This window comes from Bacillus sp. RSS_NA_20 (assembly GCF_020165915.1).
GTDB classification, from domain to species: Bacteria; Bacillota; Bacilli; order Bacillales; family Bacillaceae; genus Bacillus; species Bacillus altitudinis.
The window spans coordinates 275399-291376 of record NZ_JAIUKW010000003.1 but is presented as its reverse complement, the minus strand read 5'-3'; the positions used below and the strand labels follow the sequence as shown (position 1 = coordinate 291376).

18 protein-coding genes are annotated in these 15978 nt (G+C 39.8%); 12 read left to right on the top strand and 6 right to left on the bottom strand.

The annotated features are described in order from the left end of the window. Positions 1 to 28 precede the first annotated feature (28 nt). The 5 genes from LCD32_RS01630 to LCD32_RS01610 all read right to left on the bottom strand — a co-directional run bounded on the left by LCD32_RS01630 (position 29) and on the right by LCD32_RS01610 (position 2824). Entirely contained in the window at positions 29 to 574 is a 546-nt protein-coding gene (locus tag LCD32_RS01630) for a histidine phosphatase family protein (protein ID WP_017360393.1), read from the bottom strand. A gap of 71 nt (positions 575 to 645) precedes the next feature. After that, positions 646 to 837 carry a hypothetical protein gene (locus tag LCD32_RS01625; protein ID WP_017360392.1) on the bottom strand — a complete coding sequence of 64 codons (192 nt, stop codon included), beginning with the start codon at positions 835 to 837 and terminating at the stop codon, positions 646 to 648. Positions 838 to 954: 117 nt separating this feature from the next. Beyond that, positions 955 to 1248, bottom strand: a complete 294-nt coding sequence (locus LCD32_RS01620) for a hypothetical protein (protein ID WP_017360391.1) — start codon at positions 1246 to 1248, stop codon at positions 955 to 957. A gap of 64 nt (positions 1249 to 1312) precedes the next feature. Beyond that, entirely contained in the window at positions 1313 to 2002 is a 690-nt protein-coding gene (locus tag LCD32_RS01615) for a DUF1963 domain-containing protein (protein WP_058213950.1), read from the bottom strand. Between the two features lie 18 nt (positions 2003 to 2020). Continuing rightward, positions 2021 to 2824 carry a DUF2262 domain-containing protein gene (locus LCD32_RS01610; protein ID WP_060780908.1) on the bottom strand — a complete coding sequence of 268 codons (804 nt, stop codon included), beginning with the start codon at positions 2822 to 2824 and terminating at the stop codon, positions 2021 to 2023. A gap of 534 nt (positions 2825 to 3358) precedes the next feature. Between LCD32_RS01610 and LCD32_RS01605 the strand changes: the two genes are divergently transcribed. Together LCD32_RS01605 and lepB are read left to right on the top strand one after the other, a co-directional pair. Then, positions 3359 to 5302, top strand: coding sequence for an LTA synthase family protein (locus tag LCD32_RS01605; protein WP_017360388.1), 1944 nt, complete (start codon positions 3359 to 3361; stop codon positions 5300 to 5302). Between the two features lie 156 nt (positions 5303 to 5458). Further along, positions 5459 to 6025 (top strand): signal peptidase I, encoded by a 567-nt coding sequence (gene lepB / locus LCD32_RS01600; protein ID WP_017360387.1) that lies wholly within the window; start codon positions 5459 to 5461, stop codon positions 6023 to 6025. Between the two features lie 42 nt (positions 6026 to 6067). Here lepB and LCD32_RS01595 read toward each other — a convergent pair whose 3' ends face one another. After that, positions 6068 to 7360: a homocysteine synthase gene (locus tag LCD32_RS01595; RefSeq protein WP_008349114.1), complete on the bottom strand. Its 1293-nt coding sequence runs from the start codon at positions 7358 to 7360 to the stop codon at positions 6068 to 6070. 265 nt (positions 7361 to 7625) lie between these two features. On the opposite strand from LCD32_RS01595, the gene LCD32_RS01590 reads away from it, so the two are divergent. From LCD32_RS01590 to LCD32_RS01545, 10 genes are all read left to right on the top strand, one after another. Beyond that, a complete protein-coding gene (locus tag LCD32_RS01590) occupies positions 7626 to 7781 on the top strand; it encodes an FbpB family small basic protein (protein ID WP_008349111.1) in 156 nt (51 codons plus the stop codon). A 162-nt stretch (positions 7782 to 7943) separates the two neighbouring features. Beyond that, complete coding sequence (locus tag LCD32_RS01585) at positions 7944 to 8711, top strand: ABC transporter ATP-binding protein (protein WP_060781625.1); 768 nt, start codon at positions 7944 to 7946, stop codon at positions 8709 to 8711. 14 nt (positions 8712 to 8725) lie between these two features. Then, positions 8726 to 9715, top strand: a complete 990-nt coding sequence (locus tag LCD32_RS01580) for an aliphatic sulfonate ABC transporter substrate-binding protein (protein WP_060780909.1) — start codon at positions 8726 to 8728, stop codon at positions 9713 to 9715. 44 nt (positions 9716 to 9759) lie between these two features. Then, a complete protein-coding gene (locus tag LCD32_RS01575; protein ID WP_224562995.1) occupies positions 9760 to 10548 on the top strand; it encodes an ABC transporter permease in 789 nt (262 codons plus the stop codon). 14 nt (positions 10549 to 10562) lie between these two features. Then, positions 10563 to 11705 (top strand): FMNH2-dependent alkanesulfonate monooxygenase, encoded by a 1143-nt coding sequence (gene ssuD / locus LCD32_RS01570; RefSeq protein WP_224562604.1) that lies wholly within the window; start codon positions 10563 to 10565, stop codon positions 11703 to 11705. A 541-nt stretch (positions 11706 to 12246) separates the two neighbouring features. Continuing rightward, entirely contained in the window at positions 12247 to 12459 is a 213-nt protein-coding gene (locus LCD32_RS01565; RefSeq protein ID WP_008358673.1) for a hypothetical protein, read from the top strand. A 115-nt stretch (positions 12460 to 12574) separates the two neighbouring features. After that, entirely contained in the window at positions 12575 to 13321 is a 747-nt protein-coding gene (locus LCD32_RS01560) for an ABC transporter ATP-binding protein (RefSeq protein ID WP_008349096.1), read from the top strand. Further along, entirely contained in the window at positions 13299 to 14765 is a 1467-nt protein-coding gene (locus LCD32_RS01555; RefSeq protein WP_060780912.1) for a hypothetical protein, read from the top strand. Before LCD32_RS01560 ends, LCD32_RS01555 begins: the two co-directional genes overlap by 23 nt. Continuing rightward, a complete protein-coding gene (locus tag LCD32_RS01550; RefSeq protein WP_060780913.1) occupies positions 14749 to 15654 on the top strand; it encodes a PqqD family protein in 906 nt (301 codons plus the stop codon). The genes LCD32_RS01555 and LCD32_RS01550 overlap by 17 nt, the downstream gene beginning before the upstream one ends. Then, positions 15651 to 15932: a hypothetical protein gene (locus LCD32_RS01545; RefSeq protein WP_008349089.1), complete on the top strand. Its 282-nt coding sequence runs from the start codon at positions 15651 to 15653 to the stop codon at positions 15930 to 15932. The genes LCD32_RS01550 and LCD32_RS01545 overlap by 4 nt, the downstream gene beginning before the upstream one ends. Positions 15933 to 15978: the final 46 nt, after the last annotated feature.

The window sequence follows — 15978 nt, the reverse complement described above, 5'->3', positions numbered from 1 at the left end:
AAAAAGGCTGGGGTCAACCCTGCCTTTTTTATTTATGCCATATTCTTTCTATTTCTACATGGCCTGGTTTAAAATATTTCAGGATGTAGACATCTGGATTGCTTAGTTGTTCCCACTCCTTGAATCCAATTGCAGAATCGGCGTGTTTTAGAAGCAGGCTCATAATATTGCCATGAGTGGCGAATAAAGTATGATCTCTTCCTAATTTTATTTGTTCATAGAGTGCCTCTACAATACGATTCATCGCTTCTTGGCTCGATTCTCCGCCTTCACAGGTCATATGCAAGTCCGAAAAACTGAGCTTTAGTTTTTCATACCAATCTTCCATTGGTTGACTGCTTAACCTACGTTCAGAGAGACGCTTGTCAATTTGTACCTTGATCTGTTTGACATGAGCAAGGGGCTCAGCGGTTTGGATCGCTCGTTTATAAGGACTTGAGATGATCTGATTGAGCTGAATGCCGGAAAAAAGCTGTGCGAGTTCATGCGATTGTGTGATGCCTTGAGGCGTTAAAGACGCATCCTCGGATTGTCCATCTGCTTGACAGTGTCTGACGAAATAATATGTCTTCATAGGGGGTACACCTTCCTCTAAGTATAAAAAAATCATCCAATATTGGATGAGGGTTCACGAAAGTTTAGGTTCTATTTGTTCGTGTCTGCTTCTTTGTATGGATCTATGAGTTTGGAGGTTAGGTCTAAGTTGAACAAAAAATCATCTATGGTGTCTGTGCCAAAGGGAAGGGTGGAAAAATTAATTGGGATGCTGTCTTCTTGCGTTTCTGAAGTAATCGGCTGTTTGTGCTGCTTTTTTCTCCAGTTCTTAAACAAGCGCATGTGAGGCCCCCTTTTCTATAAAAAGATGGATTTATACATAATATACGGGGAGAGTTGTCCGAGCGTCAATTGTTTTCTTCAAAAGGATTTATTACATTTGTACGGAAAGAGCCACAGCTAAGTGCGGATCTTTCCGTGTTTTGACATGGCACGGTGTATGGCTTGTTGTACCTTTCGTTCGCATCTGATGTTGTATGGCTTCTTATGGAGTTTACTCGTCTTAAATTGACCAATTACACGGCGGACTCCTTGATCATAAATGATCAGCTCTCTGCTCGTTTGATCATTTAATAACGCTTGAAACCAGCTGTATTTTTTTAGCTGTGTTGCATTCCGTGATATATCTTCTTCATCTACCTGTAGAAAAGGGATATACAGAGCAAGATTGAAGATGTCTAAAATGAATCCCATATCACTGGCCCCCTTCATATCGTTTATTACGTTTAGAAAGGGGAATGGTTCCTTTCAATTGGTTTTAAAAACAATCCCAGTGCATGAACCATTCTTTATTGTCTTTGTCGTAATAGAAATACATCGTGCCGTTATCACCAATCATGAACCGAGGTTTTTCTTCAGAGGCGATTTGCAGCATGAATTCTCCTGACATCTGGTGGGGAGGAGATTGGATGTAAGCTCCGTATCCACCGATTTTTGTGAACGAGTAGTTTGAGTAATGCTCGAAGAAATGATCTGTCGCTTTTTCACTTTCATTAACCTCTGATAAGTCAACGTATGACCAAGCTTCTTCCCAACATGGATAATCCGGTTGTTCACCTTCGAGCCACTCTATCTGGAAAGGTTTCATTCCTTTCACGTCTTCAGGGGTCTCAGCGATTTCTAATCCTTCCATTGATGAATATTCAATGAGTTTCCAGCCCTCACCGTTTTTGGCGATATCGATCGGAAGGGTTTTCTTGTTGATGAAAATTTGAATCAACTTACATTCATCAAAGCCGTTCATTCCCCCTGGTACTTCGGGTAAATACATTTGTAAAATGGGAATCATAGCTCCATCTTGATCTGCCGGCCACCCTTTATCACGTTGGATGAAAAAATGACCAGCAAACCAGCTGTACTTAGATGGATCAGGGCGAAACCCGCCTATTTTGGCTAAAATAGGTGTTTTTCCTAGTTGATTTAATTCGTCAAAAGCTTTGATCTTCATTTATCTATCCTCCATTCTTTAGCCAGCAATGTGTGCATCTTGGAACGTTCCATTCATATTGCCAGAGACAATGATGACATGTCCCCAAAATAAATCTCCGTCATGATAGTAGGCTTCGAATTCTCCATTTGGATAAGCATGGAGGCTTTCAAGAGAGATGCGGCTGATAAATTGATCCGGTGTGATCTCTTCTGAATTTTCAGCGGAGTCGTCTTGTTCCTGCCAATCTTTTGCTAGTTCAATCAGCTGATTTGCTGCATATGACTTCATGGAGGCATCCCATGTCGTCTGCTCTTCTACGAGTTGTCTAGCCGTTTTCAGAGAGTCATTCATTTCTTCCTCTTCTTCAAGATTGAAGTAAAGAAGGCACTCCTCATTGCCCCACTGGATGGTTGTTTCAAATAAGTCTAGTCCTTTCACTAATTCAAAGGTACCCAGCTTGTCATCGTGGTAAAAGATAGGTTGTTGAGCTTCTTCTAATATTTCTTGAAGTTCCTTATCTTCAGTATCTGTATCAACAAGTGAAACGAGCATGAATTCACCTTCACCTTTACGTACTTGAAGTGTGACGATAGATTCTTTATGTAATTGCGCTTGTTTTTCCCGTAATCCCTTTTCATCTGTTAACCAGCACAGTCTTACTTTTTCGGTTACGATGCGGTCTTTTTCCTTCCATGCAATGAGTGGGATTGAAGCAGTCCAAAGAGTTTCTTTTCCCGCTTTTCCTGCGCCGACTCCAGAAGGTCCTGTAACAGCCATGATGTCTATCACTTCTTCTGAGAATCTTTGTTCAAATATGTTGACTTGTTTGTTTGATTTCATAGAATGTCCCCCAGCTTGATTTATTTGATGGAGCTATACCTTTATCACACCGTACATTGGCAGGGGAAATCAAGCTTTTTTTGCTTAAAACTGTTTTTTAGGTTTGTGGTAGCAGAGAGGATACATGGATTGCTGGAGGTTGAGTCACAATAAAAAAGCAAATTGGTTCGGATTTTGTATAAATTTGGCTAAGTGAGTCGAAAAGCCTAGGTGATTCTTCCTTTTCTTTATAATTACTTTGACACGATTAGATGAAAAAAGTAAAGTAGTACTGAGTGATTTACAAAACCTTCATCATTCTCTGAAACATGAAGCGGCAGTAAATTTAATGTAAATGGATATTTTTCCTTTTATTTACTCGTATTTTTTTTGAAACTTATGATGCTTCTTATTCGTTATATTAAAGGAGCACATGTAACCTGCGGAGAAAAGAGCATCGGAATGCTTGGTGCAGAAGATTTACATTTGCAAAATCAATGTAAATTTTTTATGATTTCATTTATATCAGATCGAAAATAAGAAAGAAGAGGTTTTATGAAAAAAATATTTGCGAACAAATATAGCTTTTTTGTTTTGGCTGTTCTTCTATTTTGGGCAAAATCGTACACAGCCTACAAAATGGACTTTAATTTAGGAGTGAAGGGATCTTTTCAAGAGGGTCTTCTCTTATTAAATCCATTCAGTTCAGCCATCGTGTTTTTAGGACTTGCTCTCTTTTTGAAGGGGCGTAAATCGGCCATTGTTTTAATTGTCATTGATTTTATTATGACCGCACTTTTATATGCGAATGTAGCGTACTATCGTTTCTTTGATGATTTTTTAACATTCCCCACAATGAAACAAGCCGGTAATCTTGGGGGAGGTATGACTGGCGGTGTGTTAGCAAGTATTAAGCCGCATGACCTTTTGTACTTCCTTGATATCATCATTTTAATTGCCATTGTCATTTGGAGACCAGAAGTGAAGAAGTTCCAAATGAAAAAAACTTTCGCACTGCTGATTGTGGCTGCAGGTGTTGGACTGTTCTTCGTTAACCTACACTTAGCTGAAAAAGATCGTCCAGAATTATTGACGAGAACATTTGATCATAAGTATATTGTGAAATATTTAGGTGTTTATAACTATGCGATTTATGACGGCGTGCAAACCGCACAAAATGCAACGCAGGTAGCAAATGCGAGTAGTGATGATTTAACGGATGTCGTGAACTATACGACCTCTCACTATGCGAAACCAAATGCAGAATACTTTGGTCAAGCAAAAGGGAAAAACATCATCAAAATCCATTTAGAAAGCTTCCAGTCATTTTTAATTGACTACAAGTTAAATGGAGAAGAAGTGACGCCGTTTTTAAACAAACTAGCTCATGGAAAAGAAGATTTTACGTATTTTGATAACTTCTTCCACCAGACTGGTCAAGGGAAGACTTCTGATGCTGAGCTCATGATGGATAATAGTATGTTTGGCTTGCCAGAGGGTGCAGCGTTTGTGACAAAAGGTGAAAATACTTTCCAATCACTTCCTGCCATCTTAGATCAAAAAGCAGGCTATACGAGTGCAGTGCTTCACGGGGATTATAAATCTTTCTGGAACCGTGATACGATTTATAAACATATGGGAATTGATCAATTCTTCGATGCATCTTATTACAACATGGATGAAGAAAACCTTGTAAACATGGGTCTGAAGGATAAACCGTTCTTTAAAGAATCAATCCCAATGTTAGAATCAATGAAAAAGCCATTTTATGCACACTTAATGACATTGACCAACCATTATCCATTTAATTTAGATGAGAAAGATGCGACAATCGCTAAGGCAACAACTGGCGATAAAACAGTGGATAATTATTTCCAAACAGCGAGATACTTGGATGAGTCATTAGAACAATTCTTTAAGGACTTGAAAAAATCAGGTCTGTATAAAGACTCAGTGATTCTATTATATGGTGACCATAACGGTATTTCTGAAAACCATAACCGTGCAATGAGTGAGATTCAAGGGAAAGAAATTACGCCATATCAAAATGCACAAAATCAGCGTGTACCGCTCATGATTCGGATCCCTGGTAAACAAGGCGGCGTGAATCATACGTATGGCGGTGAAGTAGACGTGATGCCGACGCTTCTTCATTTGCAGGGTATTGATTCAAACGAGTTTGTGAATTTTGGGACAGATCTATTTTCTAAAAAGCATGATCAAACTGTTGCATTCCGTAACGGAAACTATGTGACACCAAAATATACCCTTGTAGATAATACCGTCTACGATACAAAAACGGGTAAAGTTGTGAAACAAAACAAAAAGACAGAAGCGATTAAAGCCCGTGTTGATAATCAGTTAAGCCTTTCAGATAAAGTGCTGTACAGGGATCTTCTTCGATTCCATAAGCTATCTGATTTTAAACCAGTGAATCCATCTGATTATTTCTATGGTAAAACAAACAAAGAGACAGAAGCGGATTCTTCTGCTAACTAACTGAGTTTTGGGCAAGCACAGAAAGGTGCTTGCCTTTTTCTCTCTTACAGCTTGATTTGTTGGCAAAATATGTTTATATTTAGGGAGAAACAAGCGTGGCGCTAGCGGTCAGCTGGCGATAACTCATTTTGTCCTAGGGGATTTCAGGAGGAGCTTATGACAACAAATACAAAAACACAAAAAAAGAAATCAGAATTATGGGGCTGGATCAAAGCCATCTTAATCGCATTTATTGCTGTTTTTATCATTCGTAACTTTTTATTCGCACCGTATATTGTAAAGGGGACTTCTATGGAACCGACACTGCATAATACAGAGCGGGTGTTTGTGAATAAAACAGTGGATTACTTCGGCGATTATAAACGCGGACAGATCATTGTTCTTGATGGGGAAGACCGCAGTACTCACTATGTGAAACGATTGATTGGTTTACCTGGTGATAAAATCGAAATGAAAAATGACCAGCTATATGTGAACGGTCAAAAAGTGGCGGAGCCTTATTTAGCATCAAACAAAAAGAAAGCTGCCGCAGATGGCACCTTGCTGACACCTGATTTTGGTCCTCTTACAGTCCCTAAAGGAAAGTACTTTGTCATGGGTGACAACCGCCAAAACTCAATGGACAGTCGCAACGGTTTAGGTCTTTTTACAAAGAGTGATATTCAAGGGACAACATCATTCGTGTTTTATCCCTTCCAAGATATTCGATTAATCAATCACTAATCAATAAGAAAAAGCACACAGGCGTGTGCTTTTTTTGTTTGGTTAAGACTGGCTTTTTGAAATCGCCTGTTCTAGATCTGCCAGAATATCTTCAATCGCTTCTGTTCCAACAGATAAACGAATAAGTTCTGGTGTCACCCCTGTGGCTTTTTGCTCTGCTTCACTTAATTGCTGATGCGTTGTGCTGGCAGGGTGGATGATGAGTGACTTAGAGTCGCCTACGTTTGCAAGATGTGAGAAAAGCTGAACCGAATCAATGAGTTTTTTTCCTGCGTCTTTGCCACCTTTAATGCCGAATGTGAGGATGGCGCCTTGTCCTTTTGGTAAATAAGTTTGAGCCAGCTCAAAGGATTCATGGCCTTCAAGACCTGGATAGCTGACCCATTCTACAAGAGGATGATCTTGTAAAAATTGTGCTGTCTTCAATGCATTTTCACTGTGGCGTTCAAGGCGAAGATGCAATGTTTCTAAGCCTTGCAAGAGTAAAAATGAGTTGAATGGTGATAAAGCCGCCCCTAGATCACGTAAGAGCTGTACACGTGCTTTTGTGATATAAGCCGCTTCACCAATCGCTTCTGTATACGTCAGACCATGATAGCTAGGGTCTGGTTCCGTCAGTCCTTTGAACTTATCACTATCACTCCAAGGAAACTTGCCGCTGTCGACGATGACTCCGCCAATGGATGTGCCATGGCCGCCGATGAATTTCGTCGCTGAATGGACGACAATGTCTGCGCCAAATTCAATCGGTCTTAACAAATAAGGGCTGGCAAGTGTGTTATCCACAATTAGAGGGATATGGTGCTTGTGTGCAATGGCTGATACGGCTTCAATATGTAAAATGTCGCCTTTTGGATTTCCGATGCTCTCTGCATACACGGCTTTTGTTTTATCTGTAATGGCTGCTTCAAGTTCTTCAAGGTTTGAGGAATCCACAAATTTCACTGTAATTCCGAGCTTTTTTAATGTATGAGCAAATAAATTATATGTGCCGCCATACAGACTGCTGGAGGATACGATTTCGTCACCAGCTCCTGCAATGTTTAAAATGGAGTAAGTGGTCGCTGCTTGTCCTGAGGAGACAGCAAGTGCACCAATTCCACCTTCAAGCTCAGCGATCCGTTTTTCAAACACATCATTTGTCGGGTTCATAATACGTGAATAAATATTACCGGGTTCCTGAAGTCCAAATAAATTCGCCGCATGCTCACTATCTCTAAAACCGAAAGAGCTTGTTTGGTAAATAGGTACAGCTCTTGAATAGGTGGCTGAATCCAGTTCTTGACCTGCGTGTATTGCTTTTGTTTCTAAACGAAATTGAAGTTCTTCTGACATGTGTGTATCCTCCTTTTGTTAGATAAAACCAACTACTTTAATAAGAAATATTTAATAAGACTATAAATCTTGTTTAGTGCACGGTCAATCATTTTTTAGATAAATCTGAAAAAACAATAAATATAGTTGACATGTCGGAATAGTATGTATTAACATAAGCATACTGAAAATACCAACAAGAATCGCTGATCGGTCAACCGAAGGCTCGTTCACTCAGACATGAGTGAAGGGCCTTTTTTTATTTTAATCAGGAGGGAAGTTGAAGATGGAGAAAAAGAAAAAACGAAAAAAATACAGAAAACATATGGATATCACATTAGACATTTTGATTGAGCGTAACAAATATGAGATTTACAGCAATCAAGAACGAATAGAAGCCATTTACGATCGTATTGATGAAAAACATACAAGGTCGAAATAACCATTTTATAAAATATAGTTGATTTATAGGAATAATATGATTTAGGATGGTGCTAACAACTCAATATGAAAAGCTGATCGGACAAAACGAAGGCTCTTATCTCTCTTTTGGGATAAGGGCCTTTCTGTGTATCTATCTGATGACAAGAGGAGTGAACTTGCATTGACTATTTCCATTGATATTGTGGATAAGTCTTTTTGGAAAGACAAACAAACCATTCAAGTACTTGAAAACGTAAGGCTCACCATCGTTCCTGGTGAATTCGTGACGGTGATTGGTCCGAGCGGTTGCGGGAAAAGTACATTGCTGAAGATGATTGGAGGCCTTGATACAGATTATGATGGGCAGATCGTGATAGGAGAAAGGCGTGTGGTAGAACCAGGAATGAAACAGGGCTTTATCTTTCAAGAGCATCGCTTGTTTCCATGGCTGACGGTCGAAGAAAATATCGCTGCCAATTTCAATTTAAAACAGGTGGCTGTTCGCCGCAAAGTGGATGAATTAATTGAAATTGTTCGGTTAAAAGGTTTTGAACACGCCTATCCACATGAGCTTTCAGGCGGGATGTCACAACGTGTTGCTATTGCAAGAGCACTTCTGCGTGATCCGGAGATTTTATTGCTTGATGAACCTTTTGGTGCGCTAGATGCATTTACACGGAAACACTTACAGGATGTACTGCTGGATATTTGGCAGGAGAAAAGAACAACGATGGTGCTTGTCACTCATGATATTGACGAATCCATTTATTTAGCCAATGAAATTGTGCTGTTACAAGCAAGACCCGGCCGAATTCATAAAATCCTTCCTGTGAACTTACCATTCCCGCGGAATAGAACGTCAACAGCTTTTCAGAGCTTAAGACAAAAGGTGCTTTCAGAATTTGAGAAAACAGATGAGCTGTTACTGACGAAAGGCTCAGGAATTTAAGGAGGTCAAATTGAATGAAAAGGCAAAAAAGGATCGTTCTCTTTCTGGGTATCCTCCTTGTATTAGCTGGGTGTGGTCAAGCAGCGAATGGATCAGAAGACAAGGCGAAAGAGATTCGGATTGGGATTCAGCAAAGTCTAAGCCCACTTCTTTTAGCAAAGGAAAAAGGGTGGTTTGAGCAATCATTTGAAAAAGAAGGTGTGAAAGTCAAGTGGGTGGAGTTCCAAAGTGGTCCTCCCCAATTCGAAGGACTCGCCGCCAATCAATTAGATTTTTCACAGGTTGGTAATTCACCTGTTATAGCTGGTCAGGCAGCAGGTATTGATTTTAAGGAAATTGGTTTATCTCAGGATGGGTTAAAGGCGAATGGGATTTTAGTGAATAAGAACAGTGAGATTCAAAAAGTAGAAGATTTAAAAGGGAAAAAAATTGCCGTTGCCAAAGGAAGCAGTGGTTTTGACTTTTTATACAAAGTATTAGATCAGGCTGGTTTATCTGCAAAGGATGTTCAGATCATTCAGCTTCAGCCGGATGAGGCAATATCTGCGTTTGAAAATGGATCAGTTGATGCTTGGTCGATCTGGGAGCCGTTCTTATCACTTGAAACGATAGAAAAGGGAGCAAAGCTACTGGTTAATGGAGAAGCGACCGATTTATATTCACCTGGATTCACACTTGTCAGAACCAAGTTTGCCGATGAGTACCCTGAACTAGTGGTGCAATTTTTAAAAGTATATGACAAAGCGGTGAAATGGCAGAAAGACCATCAACAGGAAGCCATTACACTTTATGCTCGTTTGAAACAATTAGATCAGAAGGTGGTGACACAAGTATTAAACAATACAGAGCCGCTCAATGAGCCCATTTCTAAGAAGATCATAAACGCCCAGCAGCATACAGCTGATTTTCAATATCAAACAAAGGCGATTCAGCGGAAGATTGATGTCAATCAGGTGGTAGATAATTCGTTTATTGAAAAAATGCTGAAAGAGGAGAAGAGTTGATGAAAGCTGCATCTAACCCAGCCCTTGTGACTAAAACTGAGCGAATGAAGAAAAAAAGGAGAAAAGCTTCATCCTTCATCATGTTAAAAGGACTTGTATTACCTGCTTTACTCATTGCGATTTGGCAGGGAGCTGCTGCTTCCCAAATCGTTTCTTCTACTGTACTACCTGCACCCACTGTCATTGCGGCATCTTTTCGTGAGTTGATTCGTTCCGGTGAGCTGTTTGGCCATCTTTACATCAGTCTCTACAGAGCAATATGCGGGTTTTTACTTGGGGGAGGTTTAGGACTTGCGATGGGTCTGTGTGTCGGTTTTTCTAGGAAAACCGAGCAGTATGTAGATCCGACCTTGCAAATGCTGAGAACAGTTCCTCATTTAGCGGTGACTCCTTTATTTATTCTTTGGTTTGGTTTTGATGAATCAGCGAAAATTTTATTGATTGCACTTGGGGCTTTTTTTCCGATCTATATCAATACTTTTCTAGGAATTCGCAGTGTAGATAACAAACTTTTCGATGTGGCTCGCGCTTTAGAGTTTAATCTGTATCAAAATATCACAAAGCTCATTTTACCTGCTGCCCTTCCTCATATTCTTCTGGGCGTGAGGCTTTCATTAGGCATTGCCTGGCTTGGTTTAGTGGTGGCTGAATTGATGGGGTCGAGTAGTGGAGTTGGCTACATGATTATGGATGCAAGACAATTCTCGCAAACGGATAAAGTGTTTGTAGGGATTATCATCTTTGCGGTAGTTGGTAAGATGACTGATTCATTTGTACGGCTGTTAGAAAAGCGACTGCTCAAATGGCGCACAAGTTATCAAGGTGAAAAATAACAGGAGGCGATATGATGAATATTCTATGGTTTATTCCAACGCATGGGGATGGGCGTTATTTAGGATCATCGAAAGGGGCAAGACAGGCAGACTATCCGTATTTTAAACAAATTGCTCAAGCTGCCGATCAGCTTGGGTACACAGGGGTCTTGCTGCCTACTGGTAGATCTTGTGAAGATCCATGGCTGACAGCGGCCGCTTTAGCTGCAGAAACAACCCATTTAAAGTTTCTTGTGGCTCTTCGGCCAGGGTTGATGCAGCCATCTGTTGCTGCTAGAATGACCTCCACATTTGATCGGCTTTCAGGCGGGAGACTGCTGATCAATGTTGTAGCGGGAGGAAGTAAAGAAGAACTTGAAGGAGACGGGCTATTCGTTTCTCATGATGAACGTTATGAGGCAACAGAAGAATTTTTGACCATATGGAAGAGGTTATTGAAAGGAGAGAATGTTCAGTTTCAAGGGAAGCATATGCAAACACAAAATGGACGGCTGTTATTTCCACCAGCTCAAACACCACATCCACCCGTTTTTTTTGGAGGATCATCAGAAGCAGGCATTCAAGCCGCTGCAAAACATACAGATGTTTATTTAACTTGGGGCGAGCCGCCTGCACAAGTAAAAGAGAAAATCGCACAAGTGAAAAAACAGGCTGAAAAGGAAGGAAGAACGGTGAGATTTGGTATTCGACTTCATGTCATTGTGAGAGAAACGGAAGATGAGGCTTGGCAAGCAGCGGAACATCTGATTCGTCATTTAGATCAAGAAACTATTGATGAGGCGCAAAAGACTTTACAAGGGATGGATTCAGTAGGGCAAAAACGAATGGTTGAATTACATCAAGGGAACAAAGAGAAACTTGAAATTAGTCCGAATCTTTGGGCAGGAATTGGTTTAGTTCGAGGCGGGGCAGGAACAGCCCTCGTCGGTGACCCGCATACAGTAGCAGAACGAATAAGAGAATATCAGTCTATAGGTATTGATACATTTATTTTTTCTGGTTATCCGCATTTAGAAGAAGCTTATTATTTGGCAGAACTTGTTTTCCCGCTTCTCCCATTTAAAAGAAGTGATGACGCAGGACCACATGTGCCTGCTGGTGAAATTATTGGGAACAATTACTTTCCTGATACAGCCTCTGCTGCAAGTTCCTCATAAAAAAAGCAAAGCAGCCACACTTATCGGGCTGCTTTGTTTTTATTTATAGAAAGAGAAGCGAGTAAAAGGATATATGCTGTGGAAGAAGGCAAGGGCTTTTTTCCCAACAGGCTTTCTTGTATATACATATTTTAAGAGACAAGAGAAGAAGGAAAATGGGCTCACTCTTTTGTCGGAATTATCAGTGAATATGTCATAATTGAGATGTTAACGACATATATTTAGGACTTTTATATCTGATATATCGGAGGAATTCTTTCTATCTCAAAAAAATGAAAGAATAAATAAACGAGATGATATAAATGAACTATTTGAAAAAAGGCAGAAAAAAGATGGTTCAATTGCCAATATATGGGTTTTGTGGTCCTTATGTTGTGGTGAAAACTAGTGAAAAAGGAAGAATTCATCCAGTTGAAAATGAATAATTGATTAAAAAGTCACATTTTATACGAAAATATGTTCGGTCAAAAATGGGATCTTCTGTTGATGTTTGGAGTGTGACGCCTATGATACGATCATCATAAGCTGGGAGGTGAAAAGTATGACTTATGCAGCGCCGCAAGTTGACTATTCCACTATGGAACCTGCTATTATGGACCAAGCTTGGTTCTTAGTATTTATTGCTGTCCTTCTTGGATTGGGGGCAACAGTTGTTCTAGGAGCAGCAGTTTGGTGTTTAGCAAACGGCAAGGGTAGCTTTACAGGAGCCGTTCAGTGGGAAAGTGGCTTAAAAGTCCAAATTGAATGTAAGTAGCTATACTTAGGATTCATCTTTTTACTTCTTAGATAAGACACCAGGGCTAAACCGTCTGTGGCGGGCGGTTTAGCCTGATCTGTTTTTAAAGAATATGCAGACACTTGGAGGTTATATGTTTACGATCGAGAATTTAACCAAGACGTATAAAAATAACGTGACTGCTGTCAATGATTTTCATTTGAAAATTGCCCCTCATCAAATCGTTGCTGTGGCTGGACCAAATGGATCCGGTAAAACAACGATGATTAACTGTGTACTCGGCATCATTAAGCATACAGAAGGAACCATTCATATCAAGGATGTCACAAATGATGATCCATCCTTTAAAAAACAAGTCGCCTATGTTCCAGATGATCTGCTGCTCCCTGAAGCATTGACTGGTGCTGAATATTTAGATTTTGTTTCTTCTATGTATGAATGTAAAACAATTCAAAGAAGAAATCAACTAATTGAATTGTTTGATATGGAATCAGCTTTATCAAGACCGATTGAAACCTATTCCCATGGAATGAAAAAAAAGACACAGCTGATTGCTGCCTTTATGCTTGAGAGTCAATTAGTGATCATGGATGAGCCCTTTAGAGGACTTGATATTGAAGCGGTTATAAACACAAAGAAACTAATGAAACGTTATGCCGAGCACCATGGTGCAATCTTGCTTTCAACGCATGATATGCTTTCAGCGGAAGAGCTGTGCCACAAGATCGCCATTATTTCTAAAGGAAATAAAATGGATGAAGGGACGGTTTCAGCCTTAAAAGAAAAGTATCAATCAAGCACATTGGAACAGGTGTTTCTGAAAGCTTCAATGTTAAGTGATAGGGGTGCACATTTTGATGAAATCATTAATCATTTCTAAAATGATGCTTAAAATGTGGCAGCAGGAGATGTATAAGCTCTTTGATACTCAAACGAAGCGAATCATTGTGGTCTTATTCTTTTTGTTTGCAGTCACAATGGGAGCCATCATCGGATACAGTTTTACGGGTGTCTTTATGAAGGCTTTCTTAAATGGAGATGAACGTTCACTTGGGTTGTTGGTTGTGTCGATGGCAATCAATGCATCCATTTTTACAAGCTTGTTATTTGTGCTGATCAAAGTCAGAACACCTGAACAAGATCGTTTTTCTATGCAGCTCAGCTGGTTTCCGCTGTCTACCTTTCAAAAAAGTCTTGGTTACTTCATTCCGATGGTGACAGTCGTGACAGGGCTTGTTTTATTTTTCATCGGGATCTTGCTTTTACCTAATTTTATTGCACAAGGGATCAGTATTTTCTTTATTCTTACGTTCTTTTTGATGGTGCTGTTGCAATCACTCTTTGTCTTAACACTGCTTCAGCTCATTTACAACGTGACTTATTTACTCGTACTAAAATTAAAATTACCGTTGCAAAAATTTGCAGCGATATTTGTTTTATTAGCGCTAGTTGTAGCGTATGGAATGACACATTTCGACATCAATCAAATACAGCAATCATATGTACAGTTTGATTATCATTTGATGTATTTTACAGCGCCGTTTTTCTTAGCGTCACAAGGGATGTCTCCTGACGGGGTGAATTATGCGATTTTGATCCTCTTCATCCTATTATCTGCGGGAGGCGCATTTATTTCTCTTGCTTTAATGCCAATTATGGCTGAGAAAAAAGCGTTAACCTTTCTGCACAAACTGCCATTTTCATCTTCAAAAAAGTGGTCTCTCATTGTAAAGGAAATAAAGTCACAAGTGAGAAATGAAGAAAATATTTTAAATTTTCTCATCCTCCTTATTGTCATTTTATTTGTCCGTTATCAGTTTGCCTTCCGCTTTGAAGGAGAAGCTTTTTTTGTCCTATGTGCGCTAGCTGGGTTAACAGCTTTTAATTCATTTGGCAATGACAAACGTATGCTTGGGATGTATAAAACGTTCGGTCTAAGGCCGTGGGAAGTGGCTCTTTATAAGTTTCTCGGACTTTTGCTCGTTGGTGTGATCCAAATTGTTTTATTTATGATCACAACACTGACGCTACCGGATCAGATCTGGATCGTGTTGATTGGTGCTGCTGTCTTGTGTAATGCAACGGCTCTCTTTTATGTGGTGGGTATTTTATTGCCCCTTGATCGAAATAATCCTTACACAGGCATTTTCTCGTTTGGAGCGCTTATTTTAATCATGATTCCGATTGTATTTATTGGAAACTATGTGATAGGGGAATCGAGTCAAATGATTCAGTGGCTGCTTGTGGCAGGATTTGAATGTCTGCTCATCTTTGCCATATATAAAGGTTTTTCATGGAGGTATTCACATGATTCAACTTCTTAACACTAAGCTAAAGATTGAGCGGGTGCCGGCACTTGCGCCTTATGTGACTTTACAAAAAAGGCATTTGACTGATACGCAGTACGGAAGCTCACTTCCAATTAACGAAAGTGCATATCATATGTTAACGAAAGTGGATGGTCAAAGGACAGAGGCGAGTATTACGGCAGAGCTCGCCGATTTGTTTCAAGTCGATGAGTCTGTGATTGCCCGCGATTTTTATCAATTGATGATGGGGCTGAATCAGCATCACTTGCTATCGATTCATTATCAATCACCATATCGAGCTGTCACAGCCTGCTGTCAATTTTTTAAACAGTATCAAGTAAAGATGAAAGAGCGGTTTGACTGCACGGGTCATTCATTTCTTCACATACTAGGCACGGCTCTGCTGATGGTGACGCGTAAAATCATTTTTTTCTGGGTGCTCTTTATGATCATGGCGGGAATCGCCTTTTTATTTATTCCTGATCCATCGATTGCAGCCATTGCGATTTATTTTACGATTATTTATTTTGGATTAATTACTGGAACTGCCTTGCATGAGGCGGCACATGGGTATGCACATCGGAAGTTCGCCGGCCGGGATGGTCCTCAAGGCTTTTTTGCGAGCGATATGATGTCTGTGAAATTTGTGAGGCCTGTTTTAGATCCGTTTCAGAAAAAACAGGTGTGGATTACACTGCTTGGTCCGCTTTTGCCGGGGCTCATTGGCACAGCCGGAATCATTGTGACTGTTTTATTTCTAAAAGAAAATCCGATTTCGACAGGGTTTTTCATTTTTTCAATCACGTATTTTATTCAATTGCTCTACCTTCTTCCGTTTATGGGGGATGGTAAGTCTATTATGAAGCAGTTATTGCTTGGTGGAATGGGAGGACAACGATCATGAACGTTCAGGCAATGAAACAAGGTGCAATTGTTGGTAGTTTCCTAGGTTTCTTAGGTTTTCCGATGCTGACCATTGGTGTTCTGTTCTATCACTTATTTCAATCAAAAACAAATAATGAATTATTATTTAATAGTCTTGCTTTTGAGATGGAAGGTTCGTCTGCATTTACGTTCCAAATCAAACCAAACTTTTTTATTTATATGGTTGTCATTTTTGCTGTCAGTTTTCTCATTGTGGCATTCCTATCAGCCATGAAACAGAAAAAAGCGAAAGATTAGGAGAATTCTCCTAATCTTTTTTTGTATAATCAACCAAATTTTAGTA

Excerpts from the sequence above, each read along its gene's own strand:
- LCD32_RS01630 (WP_017360393.1), bottom strand. The coding sequence starts at position 574 with ATGAAGACATATTATTTCGTCAGACACTGTCAAGCAGATGGACAATCC.
- LCD32_RS01545 (WP_008349089.1), top strand. The coding sequence starts at position 15,651 with ATGAACGTTCAGGCAATGAAACAAGGTGCAATTGTTGGTAGTTTCCTA.
- LCD32_RS01550 (WP_060780913.1), top strand. The coding sequence starts at position 14,749 with ATGATTCAACTTCTTAACACTAAGCTAAAGATTGAGCGGGTGCCGGCA.
- LCD32_RS01560 (WP_008349096.1), top strand. The coding sequence starts at position 12,575 with ATGTTTACGATCGAGAATTTAACCAAGACGTATAAAAATAACGTGACT.
- LCD32_RS01580 (WP_060780909.1), top strand. The coding sequence starts at position 8,726 with ATGAAAAGGCAAAAAAGGATCGTTCTCTTTCTGGGTATCCTCCTTGTA.
- ssuD (WP_224562604.1), top strand. The coding sequence starts at position 10,563 with ATGAATATTCTATGGTTTATTCCAACGCATGGGGATGGGCGTTATTTA.
- LCD32_RS01620 (WP_017360391.1), bottom strand. The coding sequence starts at position 1,248 with ATGGGATTCATTTTAGACATCTTCAATCTTGCTCTGTATATCCCTTTT.
- LCD32_RS01615 (WP_058213950.1), bottom strand. The coding sequence starts at position 2,002 with ATGAAGATCAAAGCTTTTGACGAATTAAATCAACTAGGAAAAACACCT.
- LCD32_RS01565 (WP_008358673.1), top strand. The coding sequence starts at position 12,247 with ATGACTTATGCAGCGCCGCAAGTTGACTATTCCACTATGGAACCTGCT.
- LCD32_RS01595 (WP_008349114.1), bottom strand. The coding sequence starts at position 7,360 with ATGTCAGAAGAACTTCAATTTCGTTTAGAAACAAAAGCAATACACGCA.
- lepB (WP_017360387.1), top strand. The coding sequence starts at position 5,459 with ATGACAACAAATACAAAAACACAAAAAAAGAAATCAGAATTATGGGGC.
- LCD32_RS01605 (WP_017360388.1), top strand. The coding sequence starts at position 3,359 with ATGAAAAAAATATTTGCGAACAAATATAGCTTTTTTGTTTTGGCTGTT.
- LCD32_RS01610 (WP_060780908.1), bottom strand. The coding sequence starts at position 2,824 with ATGAAATCAAACAAACAAGTCAACATATTTGAACAAAGATTCTCAGAA.
- LCD32_RS01575 (WP_224562995.1), top strand. The coding sequence starts at position 9,760 with ATGAAGAAAAAAAGGAGAAAAGCTTCATCCTTCATCATGTTAAAAGGA.
- LCD32_RS01590 (WP_008349111.1), top strand. The coding sequence starts at position 7,626 with ATGGAGAAAAAGAAAAAACGAAAAAAATACAGAAAACATATGGATATC.
- LCD32_RS01625 (WP_017360392.1), bottom strand. The coding sequence starts at position 837 with ATGCGCTTGTTTAAGAACTGGAGAAAAAAGCAGCACAAACAGCCGATT.
- LCD32_RS01555 (WP_060780912.1), top strand. The coding sequence starts at position 13,299 with ATGAAATCATTAATCATTTCTAAAATGATGCTTAAAATGTGGCAGCAG.